15 protein-coding genes are annotated in these 14,871 nt (G+C 34.6%); 5 read left to right on the forward strand and 10 right to left on the reverse strand.

Features of this window, described 5'->3' with window-relative positions; all coding sequences use genetic code 11:
* The 4 genes from A9G31_RS08715 to A9G31_RS08730 all read left to right on the forward strand — a co-directional run.
* The coding region (locus tag A9G31_RS08715; protein ID WP_065561306.1) for an IS5 family transposase at positions 1-615 on the forward strand (615 nt) is incomplete at its 5' end.
* Positions 616-622: 7 nt separating this feature from the next.
* A complete protein-coding gene (locus A9G31_RS08720) occupies positions 623-940 on the forward strand; it encodes a hypothetical protein (RefSeq protein WP_065561307.1) in 318 nt (105 codons plus the stop codon).
* A gap of 124 nt (positions 941-1,064) precedes the next feature.
* Positions 1,065-3,185 (forward strand): bifunctional 23S rRNA (guanine(2069)-N(7))-methyltransferase RlmK/23S rRNA (guanine(2445)-N(2))-methyltransferase RlmL, encoded by a 2,121-nt coding sequence (rlmKL, locus tag A9G31_RS08725; protein ID WP_065561308.1) that lies wholly within the window; start codon positions 1,065-1,067, stop codon positions 3,183-3,185.
* Between the two features lie 250 nt (positions 3,186-3,435).
* Entirely contained in the window at positions 3,436-4,506 is a 1,071-nt protein-coding gene (locus tag A9G31_RS08730; RefSeq protein WP_065561309.1) for a hypothetical protein, read from the forward strand.
* Between the two features lie 242 nt (positions 4,507-4,748).
* Here the strand turns inward: A9G31_RS08730 and A9G31_RS08735 are convergent, their stop codons facing one another.
* Entirely contained in the window at positions 4,749-5,177 is a 429-nt protein-coding gene (locus A9G31_RS08735; protein ID WP_065561310.1) for a universal stress protein, read from the reverse strand.
* Between the two features lie 252 nt (positions 5,178-5,429).
* On the opposite strand from A9G31_RS08735, the gene A9G31_RS08740 reads away from it, so the two are divergent.
* Positions 5,430-6,011, forward strand: a complete 582-nt coding sequence (locus tag A9G31_RS08740; RefSeq protein WP_065561311.1) for a Maf family protein — start codon at positions 5,430-5,432, stop codon at positions 6,009-6,011.
* 24 nt (positions 6,012-6,035) lie between these two features.
* Here A9G31_RS08740 and A9G31_RS08745 read toward each other — a convergent pair whose 3' ends face one another.
* The 9 genes from A9G31_RS08745 to A9G31_RS08785 form a co-directional block, all read right to left on the reverse strand.
* Complete coding sequence (locus A9G31_RS08745; protein ID WP_065561312.1) at positions 6,036-6,701, reverse strand: ABC transporter ATP-binding protein; 666 nt, start codon at positions 6,699-6,701, stop codon at positions 6,036-6,038.
* Positions 6,701-7,912, reverse strand: a complete 1,212-nt coding sequence (locus A9G31_RS08750) for an ABC transporter permease (protein ID WP_065561313.1) — start codon at positions 7,910-7,912, stop codon at positions 6,701-6,703. The genes A9G31_RS08745 and A9G31_RS08750 overlap by 1 nt, the downstream gene beginning before the upstream one ends.
* 85 nt (positions 7,913-7,997) lie before the next feature.
* Positions 7,998-8,477 carry a DUF4418 family protein gene (locus A9G31_RS08755; RefSeq protein WP_065561314.1) on the reverse strand — a complete coding sequence of 160 codons (480 nt, stop codon included), beginning with the start codon at positions 8,475-8,477 and terminating at the stop codon, positions 7,998-8,000.
* A 20-nt stretch (positions 8,478-8,497) separates the two neighbouring features.
* On the reverse strand, positions 8,498-9,157 hold the full coding sequence (locus tag A9G31_RS08760) for an ABC transporter ATP-binding protein (protein ID WP_065561315.1): 660 nt from the start codon (positions 9,155-9,157) through the stop codon (positions 8,498-8,500).
* Positions 9,158-9,167: 10 nt separating this feature from the next.
* Positions 9,168-10,310: an ABC transporter permease gene (locus A9G31_RS08765; protein WP_065561316.1), complete on the reverse strand. Its 1,143-nt coding sequence runs from the start codon at positions 10,308-10,310 to the stop codon at positions 9,168-9,170.
* A 17-nt stretch (positions 10,311-10,327) separates the two neighbouring features.
* Positions 10,328-11,614, reverse strand: a complete 1,287-nt coding sequence (locus A9G31_RS08770; protein WP_065561317.1) for an ABC transporter permease — start codon at positions 11,612-11,614, stop codon at positions 10,328-10,330.
* A 23-nt stretch (positions 11,615-11,637) separates the two neighbouring features.
* Positions 11,638-12,888, reverse strand: coding sequence for a Fe-S-containing protein (locus tag A9G31_RS08775; RefSeq protein ID WP_065561318.1), 1,251 nt, complete (start codon positions 12,886-12,888; stop codon positions 11,638-11,640).
* Between the two features lie 96 nt (positions 12,889-12,984).
* A complete protein-coding gene (locus A9G31_RS08780) occupies positions 12,985-13,548 on the reverse strand; it encodes an iron transporter (protein ID WP_065561319.1) in 564 nt (187 codons plus the stop codon).
* A gap of 126 nt (positions 13,549-13,674) precedes the next feature.
* A complete protein-coding gene (locus tag A9G31_RS08785; protein WP_065561320.1) occupies positions 13,675-14,871 on the reverse strand; it encodes an FTR1 family iron permease in 1,197 nt (398 codons plus the stop codon).

The raw sequence follows: 14,871 nt of genomic DNA on the forward strand, positions 1-14,871 counted from the left end.
TTGCCAGAAGAGTTTGGTGAATGGAGCACTGTCTATAGGCGATTTAATTTGTGGTCTAAAAAAGGAATATTAGTTGATATTTTCAAACATTTATCACAACTAGCGGATTTTGAATGGGTGTTCCTAGATGGCTCGATTATCAGGGCTCATCAACATAGTACAGGCGCTGCAACGGAGTATTCCGAGCAAATAGGTCAGAGCTGTGGTGGTAATTCAACTAAAATTCATCTTGCGGTTGATAGTGGTGGTTTGCCTATTTGTTTTGAGCTTTCTGAAGGACAACGACATGATATCACTTATGCAGAAAACCTAGTTGAAAAGCTCGATGAAGTCAATACAGTGATAGCCGATAAAGGTTATGACAGCGAGCCTTTTCGGTGCTTTGTTCGTCAAAAAGGCGGACGAACGGTGATTGCTAAACGTAATTATGGTAAGGATATAGATAAAAGCAGTATGGATAGCTGCCTTTATCGCTATCGTCATTTAGTCGAGAATGCCTTTGCTAGAATCAAGCAATATCGTTCAATATCAACTAGATACGATAAGTTAGAAAGGAATTATGCCAGTATGGTATCACTGGCATTTATGTTAATGTGGCTGCCAATGTATTGTTGAGTAATTTATGTACAGCAAAGATCAACAGCCCCTAATTAAAACTGCACAAAGACACCAAGATCAATTCAAAGAAAATAATATTTTTAAGGAAATTTACTCTGAACGATACAATAATTTTTTAAACAAACCAAATATTACTAATGCTAAGACATGTTTTAATGCAAACCAACTAGCTAGTATATTCAATGCCTATAAATTATTTTATGTTGGATGTTCAAGGGCAAGAAATAAGCTGATTATTCTTCTTGATGAGAAGAGTATGGATTCTCAAACATTTAATAAGCAAAAAAATAAATTTAAGGACTTAGGATTATTAGTGTCTTAATTATTGTTATTTGTTTAAATTATGTAACTAACCCAAATTTCATCTAACTAAGATCAGCCTTTATTTCCCACTATTGTAATTAGTCGGTATAATGCCAACAATTTTATTGTTAAGTGAGTTATGCATGAAAACGCTATTTGGCAGTACATCTCGTGGGCTTGAAGAGTTATTAAAAAAAGAGTTAGAACAAATTGGTGCAATTAATTGTAAAATTGCGCAAGGTGGTGTTTATTTTGATGCCGATGACAAAACGCTATATCAATCATTATTATGGTCGCGTTTGGCATCTCGCATTTTACTACCTATTGCCGAGTTCGACATCTATAGCGATTTGGATCTGTACTCTTGTGTGTTTAATATTAAATGGCCAGATATTTTTGCTGTTGATAACTCTTTCGTGATTAATTTTGTTGGTATAAACGAGTTTATCCGTAATAGTCAATATGGTGCGCTAAAGATCAAAGATGCTATTGTCGATCACTTTTTGCGTCATACTAATGAACGTCCTAATGTAGCAAAACAAGATCCCGATATTCGACTTCATGCTTATTTAAATAAAAACCGTGTCACACTATCTTTAGATCTAAGTGGTAATAGTTTACATGAGCGTGGTTATCGAGAGCAAACAGGGAAAGCTCCACTAAAAGAAAGCCTAGCAGCAGCTATTATTATGCGTTCTGGTTGGAAAACAAATGAGCCATTGCTCGATCCGATGTGTGGTTCAGGTACATTACTAATTGAAGCGGCAATGATCGCATCACAAATCCCACCTGGTTTACATCGTAAACAGTGGGGATTTTTTGCTTGGAAAGGCTTTAACCCGACATTGTGGAACGAATTGCTTTTCACCGCAAAACATAACGTATCTAAAACAAACACTGCATTTATCGGTTATGATAATAATGCGACGGTACTTAAACGAGCTAAACAAAATGCTCTTCAAGCAGGTGTGGGGGATTTAATTACTTTTTCGATGCAAGATGTGACACAACTGACCAATCCATTGCCAACTGAAACGGTAGGCATGATCATCAGTAATCCACCTTATGGAGAACGCTTAGAAAGCGAACCTGCGCTTATAGCTTTGCATACGGCACTTGGTCGACAAATCAAACAAAATTTTGGTGGATGGCGCTTATCATTATTTAGCGGTGCGCCACAATTGTTAGATTGCTTACAAATGAGAGCAGAAAAACAATTCAAAGCAAAAAATGGCCCTCTCGACTGTATACAAAAAAATTATGTCATTGCTAAGCGTAATACTGAAGAAGCAATCACAAATTCCACTATTCCAGCTGCGGATTTTGCTAACCGATTACGCAAAAATAAGCAAAAATTAGAAAAGTGGGCAACCCAAGAACAACTAGAATGCTATCGGCTTTATGATGCAGATTTGCCTGAATACAATGTCGCTATCGATCGTTATAAAGATAAAATAGTGATGCAAGAATACGCAGCACCGAAAAACATCGATCCACAAAAAACTCGCCAACGGCTTTTTGATACTATAAATGCCACCATGTCAGTGCTTGAGCTTACCGCCGATCAGTTAGTATTAAAAACAAGAGAAAAGCAAAAAGGCAAACAGCAATACCAAAAACTAGGACAAAAACAGGACTATTTTTTAGTCCATGAATACCCGATTAATCAGCGCAAAACCACATTTTGGGTTAATGTGACCGATTATTTAGATACAGGATTGTTTTTAGATCATCGCTTAGCACGAAAAATGATTGGTGAAATGAGTGCAGGAAAAGACTTTTTAAACCTATTTGCCTATACAGGTAGTGCAACGGTTTATGCTGGACTTGGCGGAGCAAAATCAACCACCACGGTCGATATGTCTCGCACCTATTTGGAATGGGCAGATCGTAATTTAAAACAAAATGGTTTAACAGGTAAAAAGCATCGATTAATTCAGGCGGATTGTTTGCTCTATTTATCTCAAGCTAATGAGCAATTCGATTTAATTTTTATCGATCCGCCAACATTTTCAAACTCAAAACGGATGAACGATACCTTTGATGTTCAGCGTGATCATCTAAAATTGATGACGGATTTAAAACGTCTGTTAAGACCTAATGGTACTATCATTTTCTCCAACAATAAGCGTGGTTTTAAAATGGATAGTATCGGTATGCAAAACCTAGGGCTAACCTATCAAGAAATTACCAATAAAACGCTATCGCTTGATTTTAAACGCAATAAACAAATTCACTGCTGTTTTATTGTAAAACATCAATAAACACAAACCGCCATAAGGCGGTTAATTTATTAAAAATAAGATAAAATAAAAAAATTCAATAAAATCAATACCTTTTCTGAACGATTTTTAAATGATTTTATTTTCAATTTTTTCATTAAAAAACATTTAATTATAATAAGTAGAAATAATAAAATACAGCTAGTCTCATTTATCAAATTACCTTTGCTACTTTATTATTGCCAATACAACATAAATTACATATTACTAACAATTATTTATAAGGATATGGATGAAAAGAATAATTTTTTACTTGGTATTGATGTTATTGTCGAATTTTATTTCGAGCACATCATTAGCCGATGAATTTATACTCAACAAATACGATCCCAATGTTATAAAAACTGGCGAATACTCGCATTTCTACACAGATCCACTTACAGATACAAAAATATCCTTGCCAGCAAATAAATATAGTGCAATGAAAGTTGTCTTCCTTGATAGCTTTGTAGCAAACGATTGTGTATTCTATAAATTTAATCTAGAAAATGATGAGATTTTTTATTTAAAAGAACTGTGTTCTTCAAAAGAAATTGAATTTAATGGGCTAGATTACCTAGTTCAACCAGATAAATACAGCGAAATAGAGAAAAATGTACAGGATTTGAAAAAAATAAAAATTCCTAATCTAAATGATGTTGTGGTTAAAACCGTAACTGTCACAAAAGATGATATTTATGAAGTTACTTTTTCAAATGGGTTACAAATACAAAAAGAATATCTCAATGATTTTCTCAATTTAAGCAAAAAAATCACAAACCAAGATGATTTAAAATTATTAGTTCACTATATGAAAAAACACCAACTATCTTTTACAACAACATATAGTAATCAATATTTATTTTCAATGGACAATTCAACATCACCTATAAAAATTGACATACTTATTGATACAAATCTAGAGGTTTATCCCGAAGTAGATATTACTTATAAAGGCACTAAGGCTTTTATTAAAAGGTTTACTATCAATCAAAATAAGGCAACATATTCTTCTATTAATACGCGTTTTTACACCATTAGCTCTGATGAAAACCTTACAGTATATGAGTTGTTTTTCACCAAGCAAGAAGTAATTGAAAAGTATCGTTTCTATTTGGATAAAAAGATAACAGATTATATAAAATGGCTTAATGACAAAAAAAGTGCAAAAATAGTATTTTATGGAGATCTACAAGACGTCAGCCAAAAAATAACAAGAAAAAATATTATTCAATTAAAAGATATGATAAATATCAATGAATTATTAACTAAGTACTTTAAACGATCATTAGTAAGCTTAGAAAAAGATGAAGAAGATGATTAGCGTTAACTTACCAAGTTAGAGCTTAATTTTGTCCTATCATCAATATCGACAAAAAAGATATAAGCAATTGATTTTACATCTTTTATAAATTACACGTTAAGTGACTAAAATTAAAAGCTCAAATTATTTAGAGGGGGAATTTTTACATTAAATTCCTCCTGCTTACCTAACTATACTGATCAAAAATAATCTAGATTATAACGGTATCCTCTAAAAAACGTACTTAGCATATAATGTTAAACCTACCGAACCACAAGCACCGAAGTTTTAGCACCACGAACCACCCCAGAAGCATTAGATCCTAAAAGATGAGTTGAGATATTAGGACGACGTGAGCCTAGAATAATTAAATCGGGTTGAATTTCTTCCGCTAAACGGAGAATCTCATCCCTTGGATTACCAAATGCAATAGAAAAGGATACGTTTTCACGCGGTAAATCAATCGAGTCGATAAGTTTATGCAAGTCTTTTTCCGTTTGTACTGTAGCTTTATCCTTAAATTCGTCAAAACCAAATGAGTAAACATTCACAATGGCTGAAGCGACTGGTAATGTATGAAAAAAGATAACTTGGGCATTAGACAGTTTGGCTAAGCACTCTACATGTGGAATCACTTTCTTGGTTAATTGGTCTTCAAGCACATCGATAGGAACTAGAATTTTTTTGTACATAACTCCCCCCTTGCTTTGTTAAAGATTCAATTATATATTCAGTGAAGCTAAAATAGGTTTTACCTAGCTAGTATGATACTCATTTTAAATTTAAACTTTAATTATTTTTTATCCAATTTATGATGGAGATCAACATGAGCTATATTATTTATCAACCTAATATAAAAATCTAGTTAGAACACATAGTTGATCGTTATGGTCATATCGGGTTTAATGAACACCATTTTTCTTGGATTTTAAGAGATAATTAAAATGAGAATCATATTAGCATCAACATCTGTATCCCGTAAAAAAGTGCTCGAAAAATTAGCTATCCCTTTTGAGTGTGTACCGCCTGTATGCGATGAAACACCGCTAGTCGGCGAATCAGCTCAGCAATTGGTGGTTCGACTAGCAAAACTTAAAGCCCAATCATTAGCGACGCAGTTTGCTGATAGTTTAATTATTGGCTCTGATCAAGTTGGTGTGTTAGACGGTAATATTGTTTGCAAACCGCATACAATTGATAATGCCCGTAAACAGCTTCGACAAAGCAGCGGTAAAGCTTTCTATTTTTATACTGGTATGACAGTAATTAATACCAAAACACAACAACAAACCACTATTTGCGAACCATTTAAGGTGACTTTTCGGCATTTAACTGATTCAGAAATTGATGCTTACATTAGCAAAGAGAAGCCACTACAATGTGCTGGCAGTTTTAAATGTGATGAACTGGGCATCACCCTGTTTGATAAACTTGAAGGTGATGATATTAATTCATTAGTTGGGTTGCCATTATTAAAACTCAATAAAATTATGATCGAAATGGGTTGTAATCCACTTTTAATATAACAATTCAGTTAATAAATAAACCCATTAATCAATAAATCGCCCTGCTGACATTTTCATAACTTTTTGGCTATAACGGGCAACATCATGATCATGAGTGACAATTAATAACGCAGTGCCTTGCTGATGAATATCAGTCAGTAATTGCATGATTTCAGCAGCGCTTTCTTCATCAAGATCACTTGTTGGTTCATCAGCAATAATCATTTGTGGTTTACAAATCAGTGCTCTCAATATCGCAATACGGCGCATTTCACCGCCCGACATATTAGCTGGGTATGCATCTTGCAAATGGCTTATTTTGGTTTTTTCAAGCAACCTCTTAGCTTCATTTAAGGGATTTTGATTTGCTCGCTTGGTTAAATAAAAAGGCAGTCGAATATTATCAATTGCTGTTAAATTAGGTAGTAAACTGCTACCTTGAGGAATATAACCAATATGCTGATTGCGAAAGGCAGATACTTGCTGATCATTAAGATCAAACAAATTTGTATTATTAATAGTGATTTTTCCTTGCGTTGGTGTAAGTAAACCCGCAATCATATTTAGCAAAGTGGTTTTACCACTGCCTGATTTTCCCATAATGCAAATAAAGTCATCTTTTGCCATTGAAAAACTAACATTATTCACAGCTGAAAAGGTTTGTTGCCCTCTTGTGTAATCTTTACGTAGGTTTTTAACATTCAGTAACATTATTCGCCCTCTCTAAGGGTACTATAAGTATCAAATTTAGTCATAGATAAGGCACTATAGATACTTGATAAAGGTCCTATAATTAGCGTAAGAATAAAAACAACAATTGCATATAATAATGCATCAAATAGTGAGATATTTACACACGGCAAACCAATAGATTGGCAGATCAATAAGCTAAATGCATAAAGTAATACCGAGGCGATAACAATGCCACTAATTCCACCTAATGCACTAATAATTAAAGATTCACGAAGCAACATTTTGACTAAATCACGCCGTGAAGCGCCTAATATTCGTAATAAGCTAATTTCACGCTTGCGTTCATTTAAGCTTGAAGAAAATATCACAAAAATCACAATAATAGCTAAAACCCAAAAAATAGCCGATAGGCTATATACAATAGTTGAAAAGCTAGTTAACCATTTTGATATATTACTTAACATACCTTTGGTCATAATAAAATCAATATTATAGTCAATGGCGTATCTGGGCATAATTTGATTAACAATATCTTTAGGTTGATAATCTGAATTGACCTTAATGAAAATCGACGAGGCATAATCAGCAAAATGGTCGACATCCCCTTCAATTAATTTTGCATTTTTCATTAATGATTGGGCTGCCGACATAGTCATAAAGACAGAGGTATCAAATCCCATCCCTGTGCTATCCATTTTAGCAATAATTTTAAAAGGATGATTAAAAAATAAGATTTCATCGCCCACATCAGAACTAATTTTAGAACCAACAACGACTTGATTATCAGTAAGTGGCTCTGAAAGTTGTGATTGTAACCAAGGCTTAATTATAAAATCAGTATGCTGTTCAAAACCAATTAATTGGACTTTAGACGAACAACATCCTGCATTTAATGAAGCAATAAATAGCTGAGGTGAAATGGCCTCAATACCTTTGATACCTTTTATTTTATCAATCAAATCTACTTTTAAATAAAAAGTACTCGGTTCACCTCGCAATAAAGCAACCTCCATATTTTTTTCGTAACCATTAGGTACAATAAGAATATCAGCACCTAACCTGTTAGCCATGCCTGAAATACCAAGGCTGAGATTTTTCATCAGTATACTTCCACCAAACAAAGTCGCCGAAAAAAGCGTAATGATAATAATCAAACAGCAACTTCTAAACGGTCGCCGCTGAATATTTCGCCATGCTAAATTTGCCATGGTGATCGGTTTTTCGCACATATTGACTTCCCTGCTTGTTGGATTTAAATGTTATACCTATATCTGGTAAAGATAAGTGTGGTCTTTGTTTGATAACAAAACGCTATCAATTTTTTGTTCTTTTATTTAAGTAATAGATGTTAATAACAGCGACAATAAATAATAAACCTGATAATAAAACTAACGCCGGTTTAGACCCCATATTGCATCGCATCATTTCATTACCGCAAACACCAATTAGAATTGTTGGTATAGCTGCCGCTAATAAAGAAATACACGCAAGTGCCATACTTAATCCTATTCGCACAAAAGCAGTGCGGCTAATTAATAGCAATGCACCAATGGCTATCACTAAACAACCAATGCCAATTTCAGCTCTTGCTGTCCAAAAACATTTCATGATTTTTCCTGTGCCACTATGTATATGCCCGTTATGTGCTACCTCGCTACTAGCGTGATTCAATGTATCAATGGGCATGGTTACAACGTCTGGAAGAGGACAAACTGGCAATATATATAATGGAAATAAGATAATTAATACTCCAATAATAATAAAGATACTTGATGAAATAAGACGGTTTTTCATATATAACAACCTTCAGTTGATTAATTATCAATTACACGTGCAACCTTGCCGTGCTCCAGTACTACGGTAGTTTGTGCATGTTTTGACACTTCTAGTGAGTGAGTAACTACAATAATGGTACTGCCTTCTTTGTGCAGTTCATGTAATAAATTCATGACCATCGCTTCGTTGCTTTCATCTAAATTACCAGTTGGCTCATCAGCCAAAATCAGTTTTGGATAGTTAATCAATGCTCTAGCAATACAAACACGTTGCTGTTCACCACCTGATAACTGCCTAGGTAAATGTTTAGCTCGAGCAGCAAGCCCAACACGTTCAAGTGCTTGCATAGCCTCTTTTTCGTCAACCATACTATGATAATATTGAGCAAGCATGACGTTTTCTAGTGCGGTTAAATACGATACTAAATGAAATTGTTGAAAGATTAGACCTATCTTATCTCGACGTATTTCGGTTAATTCTGACAAAGAAAGCTGAGTAATATCTTGCCCGTCTAAAATAACTGAACCAAGTGAAGGTTTATCCATACAGCCTATGATATTCATCAAAGTTGTTTTACCACTACCAGAAGGTCCCATAATCGATAACCATTTACCTTCTTCGACTGTTAAATTCACTTCAGAAAGTGCATGAAGAGAACCATAAATTTTAGACACATTTTTTACTTCGAGCATATTCATACTTTATATCCTATTCACCGCGTAATACTAACGCAGGCTCTACTTCAAGAGCTCGTTTTACCGGAATTAAACACGCAATTACCGTTACTATCACTGAGATAATGATAGTGGTTGGGATCAGATAAAACTCAATAATAATTGAACGTCCAAACACATTGGTACTAATAATTTGAGCAAAGATAAGCCCGCATATCGCCCCAATAATGCCACCAATAACACCTAAAACTAATCCTTCAGCTAAAAACTCTTCTGCAATACTTTTATTGTTGGCTCCTATCGCTTTTTTAAGACCAATTTCTTTACGACGCTCCATTACCACTGTCATCATAGTGGTAGCTACACAAATCATGGTAAGAACGAGTACAACAAAAGTAACTAAATAGAGTAACGAGGACAGTTTGCCTAATACAGATGCTTCTGACTTTGTCACCCATTTAATTAAATGAGGTTCTACTGTTGTCATTTGTTTTTTTATTTTTTCAATGTACTGTTTTAATTCTGTTTCCGTAGCGGCAATGCTTACTTCAACAACTTCGGCTTGCTCGCTTTCTTCAAGTAATTCTTCTAAATCGTGCAGATCAACAAAAATAAAGTTATCTTCGGAACGTCCAGTTTTAACAATACCTGTAACGGTGAGTTCTTCATCAAAACGAGAATCTTGTTTAGATTTGCCGGAAATCGGCATAGTGCTACCAATGTTTAATTTAGCAAAGTTAGCAATATCAGTACCAATCATTATTTCATGTGAATTTTGTGGTATTGAACCTTCAATAGACCAATAAGGACTGGTTTTTACCACTTGTTTAAAGTCGGTCCCCACAATAGTATAAGGTTGCTGATTACTACGAATTGAATTATAACGAAATGGGGTAACACCAAGTAATTTATCTTCTGGTAAAAAGGCAACCGCTTTATTAACCTCTGTCATTGCTACTGTTGATTGATTATTGGCAGGTAGTAGTAGAAGATTGGCACCATAAGAACGGAATTCTTGTCCCATTTGCCGTGGTATATCATAACAAAGTGTGATCATACCAAGAAGAACCGTTGCACCAATAGCAACGCCAAGCAAGGCAATTGTAATGCGAGAACGGCGTCGTATAAGTGAACTTAACACGGTTTTAATTATAAAGCGCCTATTTTTATTGATCATGAGACTTACCTTTCACCTTATCGACCATGTAACACATCAGTTGGACGCAAAAACATCATAATACGCAATGCTGGTAAACTACCTAAAAAGGTAATTAAGATCACCATAATTAGGGCTAAAGGAATAATTATCATCTTAGGCTCAACAAAAGAACCAAACACTGTATGACCAATAATTTGCGCAAAACCAAAACCAATAAAGTAACCAAAAACTCCACCAAGTAAAGCAATAATAAAGATTTCAGTTAATATTAGCATTGCAACAGCTGTATTAGTTGCACCAAGCGCTTTTAATAGGCCAATTTCGGTACTGCGCTCTATAACGTTAGCAGTAACCAAATTCGAAATAGCAAGCGCCGAACAAATCAATGATAAGACAGTTAATAATAACATTAGTAATTGTGTTTTTTGTAAAATAGATCCTTCTGACTCAGCAACTTGCATAATAGCTTTAACACGTACATCAGGCATTAACTCTTCTAGCTGGTATGCAATTGAGCTAATATAAGCAGTGCAATACCATGTATCCCATTCTGTTCTAGATAAACTGTTTGGATCTTGTGCTGCTTTACGAGCTAATTCGTTTTCTGGGGTGGTTAATGCACTAACCTCAACACGTTCAACCAGTCCTGATTTATCTGCAATATTTTGAGCAACAGGCAATGATACATAAATCTGCGTATCTTCAGCACCACCACTATGAAAAATATTGTTAATCGTTAATGTAAACTTTTTGTTTGTTTCCGTTGAAATTATATCTATCTTATCACCTAACTTTAGATTCCACTGTTTGGCTACAGATTCACCTACCATAGCTCCTTGCAAATTATCATCGGTCATGGTGTTTCCTTCAATTGTCCACCATGATTTCATGGCTAACATACCGGTATTAACTTGATCTCCAGTTGGAATATTAAGGTGTTTATTGAACCAAGTACCAACAACTGTAATCGGTTTATCGTTAAAGGAGGCTTGCGTCGTTAGGAAAGGGGCAAAATCAACAATATTATAAGCCCAAAAAATCATCTTAATTTTAACAAGTTCTTCTTCTTTAATATACTGCACAGCTTGCCCACTATCATTGTTATCAAGCTGGTACATTTCATTAATGACAGCACTACCACGAGGAACGATATTGAGATTAGCACCATAGGCTTTTAGCTCTTGATTCACCTTATCACCTACGTCAAACATTACATTTAGCATAGCAGTAGCAAGCGAAACACCCAATGCAACCGTTAAGGCAATAAGAAAAAGTTTCTTTTTTTGGCGAATTAAAACACTTAATAACATTCTACAAAACATACAATATTCCTTTTAATACGCTTTTATTTGAAACGACTTTTCTCTGCTTCAAGGTTAGCTGGACGAATCACCATATTGCCGTCAATAATTTCGTATTTAAGTGGAACAGGGTTACATCCTCCTGAAAATCCAATCGTTGCAATGTTCATTACTACATCGCACAAAATACAAACGACTTGATCACCGCGTTGGTAGTAACCACTTGCACCACAAATATCACAAGCATCAAAACCTACACCATAAGCATTATCGCTTTTTTTAATAACAATAAAGCGAACTAAAGTTCCATCTGTTGCTTGATAACCATAACGATGTAAATTACCGTCGTTCACTTTATCGAGAGGGATAACAATTAAACCATCAGCATTAGGCGATATAGGCTCTGCCGGTGTAAGTTCTACGCCTTTTTCAAAAATGTAACGTGCGCGCGTCACAGTATATGCGGTTATTGCTGTCCCAGCCATAATCATTAGGGCAGATCTTCTATCGCTACGTAATTGTGCTTTAAGTTTACGAATTTGAGCAGGGTTATTACCCACTAACGAAGTTGTTTTTGATTTGATATACAAAACAATGGCTAAACAAAGCACAATTGCCATGAAAATAAAGATAAAGAAATTAACATGACCAAGAATAAAAATAACCAACTCCATCATCCATGGTTGGGATGAAATAAAACGCCTAACAATTAAAATTTGTAGAATATTAATACTATTTTGAATAGTGAAAATAATAATTGACAGTGAAGTAATAGCAAAAATAAATTTTGTCGATAATCGTCCACATATACGGAAAGTAAATAGCCCAGTTAACAAGATTATAAGTAAAGCAAATCCATAACCAACCCATTTAAACAAGTAATCATTATTAAAAATAGAGTCCATTCCGACAGAAAATTCGAATGGATAGAGCATTAAATTAGGTAAAGACTGTGCACTTATCAAACCAATACTTAGCACAAATAACATTGTAAAAAAGAATTTACCAGTTCGATTATGGGTGGATTTTTGCAAGCAAATAGCAACAATCAACGGTATAGCAATAATAACCCAAGGTATGATCACTCCAAGATCATAATATTCACGAACAGCAAACCCTGTGTTGCGTTTTAAAATGGCATAAATCAATGCAGCAATAAAGCCCAATACAAAACCAAACAAAATAATTTTTTTAATATGATGAGGCGTGGATCTTATAATTGCAGCGCTCAGTAATGCCATCATCATTGCTGGAACGAAAGTATTATCGGTAATATTGATAAGGTATTGAAGCATATTCATTGCCTAACTATTGCAAATATTATTGGTGAGCATAATGCTCACCAATAACTGATTATTAATTATTTAATATAATTAGTTATTTTAAAATCATTACCATGCGCGTGGAATGTAATCAAAGTCCCAAGAGACTTCGATAGGTTTGCTCCAAAATCGTCCTTCCACACCTGTTTCTTTATCAACATGTAGTAAATAACCTTGTTTTTCTGGATTTTCAATCATAAATGTTACTTTATATTTACCAGCACCATCTAGTTTTATATTATTACCATAGTGAGGACCATCAGATGCATTCATTGGCATAAAGTTACCTTCAATCACTTTATCACTGCCTTGCTTTTGAATTTTATATTTTACAGTTAAGTAAGGAACAAAATCACCTACACCATAACCTAAGTTATTACCTTCTGCAGCTGAAATATCAGCTTCAATGTGCATGTCTGATTTTGAGGCTGGTAAACCACCCATACCAGCGGGTTCCATATCAACAGGTTGGAAATAAACAGCACCAATGTGTAATGGCCCCACGGTTACTTCATCACCAATTGGAAACTCTTCAAATCCTTTTTGTTCGCCAGGTGTTGGTGCTGCTGCATGAACGAATGAAGATAAGGCAAGTATTGAAGCAATACCTGCTGATAAAACTAATTTTTTCATTGAAAACTCCTTCTCTTAGTTTTTGAAAATTTATTACACTTGTTTTTTGGGGTATTAGCACAACTCAGTTTTTCAATCCGCATTTATGCAATTTTAAGCAAATAAGCAAATAAGCAATATTAATAATTATTGCTTTTTACAACTATGTTTAGCTTTGTAATATATGACAGAAACTACTACAATAAATACCATAATTATTTGTGGAACTAATGTCTCGACTGTTGGATAAATACCTAAAACTTCGACAGAATGTATAAAATCAACAGAGGTAACTGGGATCATATCTGCCTCTTGTAATTCTTTTACTCCACCACCGGCAAAAGCTATTGCCATGATATACATCAAAATACTAGTGCCAATAAAGAATGGACGAATTGGTAATTTCATGGTACCAAAACGAATAACGACAAAAATAATCGCAAGAATTATCGTTCCAATAGCTAGCCCATACCAAACCATATCCATGTGTTCTTTAGCTTCAACTAGCATTGCTTGGTAAAACAAGATGGTTTCAGCTCCTTCTCGAAAAACAGCTAAAAAGGCAGCAAAACCCAAGGCAAAGCGACTACCAGATGACACTGCAGTTTGTACCTTTTCTTCAACATAGCTTTTCCAAGCCTCAGCTTCTGCCTTTGAAAACATCCAATTACTAATAAAAAATAGTACAACTGTTGCCAAGAGCATAGCAATTCCTTCAATAATTTCTTGATTTGCGCCGCTAATATCAAACACAGTATGAAGAGCAATTGCCGCTAAAATACTGGCAAAAATAGCTACAAGTGAGCTCATATAAACTACTTTTACCATGGCAAGATGTCCAGAACGAACCAAATAAGCTGAAATTGCCGCAATCACTAAAATCGCTTCCAGTCCTTCCCTAAAAATGATAATAAACGAAGCTAACAGAATGCTCCAACCGCTCTCTTGCTTACCATCTAGTTCGTTAGCATCTTCATGTAACATTTTTAAAATAGTATCAATTTCGTTTCTAACGACTTTGTTCGATGCCCTATCGGTCATTAAGCGCTTAATTTTGGCAAATTGATATTCGGTATCGGTTCCCCGTTTACCCGAAATATAAGACATAACCGCACGCTCAACCCCATGCTTTTCATAAAAGCCAAAATAGGCATTATTAACTCGAGCTTTAGCACGCTCAACATCTTTCATAAAATAGATATCATATGCGTCATTTAAGATGGTATCCATTTCGTCAACAATAGCATTCCAACTTTCGTATTTTTTTCCGGCAGCATAAGATGATGGAGCCAAAACCATTAAACTTCCAATAAGGAGCAAAGCAAGTGTTAAAAATCGTTTCAT

It is taken from the genome of Gilliamella sp. Gris1-4 (genome assembly GCF_001690335.1).
Taxonomy (GTDB): Bacteria; Pseudomonadota; Gammaproteobacteria; order Enterobacterales; family Orbaceae; genus Gilliamella; species Gilliamella apicola_P.

Bases quoted from the DNA above. Each gene is read 5' to 3' on its own strand.
- A9G31_RS08720 (WP_065561307.1), top strand. From the start codon at position 623: ATGTACAGCAAAGATCAACAGCCCCTAATTAAAACTGCACAAAGACAC.
- rlmKL (WP_065561308.1), top strand. From the start codon at position 1,065: ATGAAAACGCTATTTGGCAGTACATCTCGTGGGCTTGAAGAGTTATTA.
- A9G31_RS08730 (WP_065561309.1), top strand. From the start codon at position 3,436: ATGAAAAGAATAATTTTTTACTTGGTATTGATGTTATTGTCGAATTTT.
- A9G31_RS08735 (WP_065561310.1), bottom strand. From the start codon at position 5,177: ATGTACAAAAAAATTCTAGTTCCTATCGATGTGCTTGAAGACCAATTA.
- A9G31_RS08740 (WP_065561311.1), top strand. From the start codon at position 5,430: ATGAGAATCATATTAGCATCAACATCTGTATCCCGTAAAAAAGTGCTC.
- A9G31_RS08745 (WP_065561312.1), bottom strand. From the start codon at position 6,701: ATGTTACTGAATGTTAAAAACCTACGTAAAGATTACACAAGAGGGCAA.
- A9G31_RS08750 (WP_065561313.1), bottom strand. From the start codon at position 7,912: ATGTGCGAAAAACCGATCACCATGGCAAATTTAGCATGGCGAAATATT.
- A9G31_RS08755 (WP_065561314.1), bottom strand. From the start codon at position 8,477: ATGAAAAACCGTCTTATTTCATCAAGTATCTTTATTATTATTGGAGTA.
- A9G31_RS08760 (WP_065561315.1), bottom strand. From the start codon at position 9,157: ATGAATATGCTCGAAGTAAAAAATGTGTCTAAAATTTATGGTTCTCTT.
- A9G31_RS08765 (WP_065561316.1), bottom strand. From the start codon at position 10,310: ATGATCAATAAAAATAGGCGCTTTATAATTAAAACCGTGTTAAGTTCA.
- A9G31_RS08770 (WP_065561317.1), bottom strand. From the start codon at position 11,614: ATGTTTTGTAGAATGTTATTAAGTGTTTTAATTCGCCAAAAAAAGAAA.
- A9G31_RS08775 (WP_065561318.1), bottom strand. From the start codon at position 12,888: ATGCTTCAATACCTTATCAATATTACCGATAATACTTTCGTTCCAGCA.
- A9G31_RS08780 (WP_065561319.1), bottom strand. From the start codon at position 13,548: ATGAAAAAATTAGTTTTATCAGCAGGTATTGCTTCAATACTTGCCTTA.
- A9G31_RS08785 (WP_065561320.1), bottom strand. From the start codon at position 14,871: ATGAAACGATTTTTAACACTTGCTTTGCTCCTTATTGGAAGTTTAATG.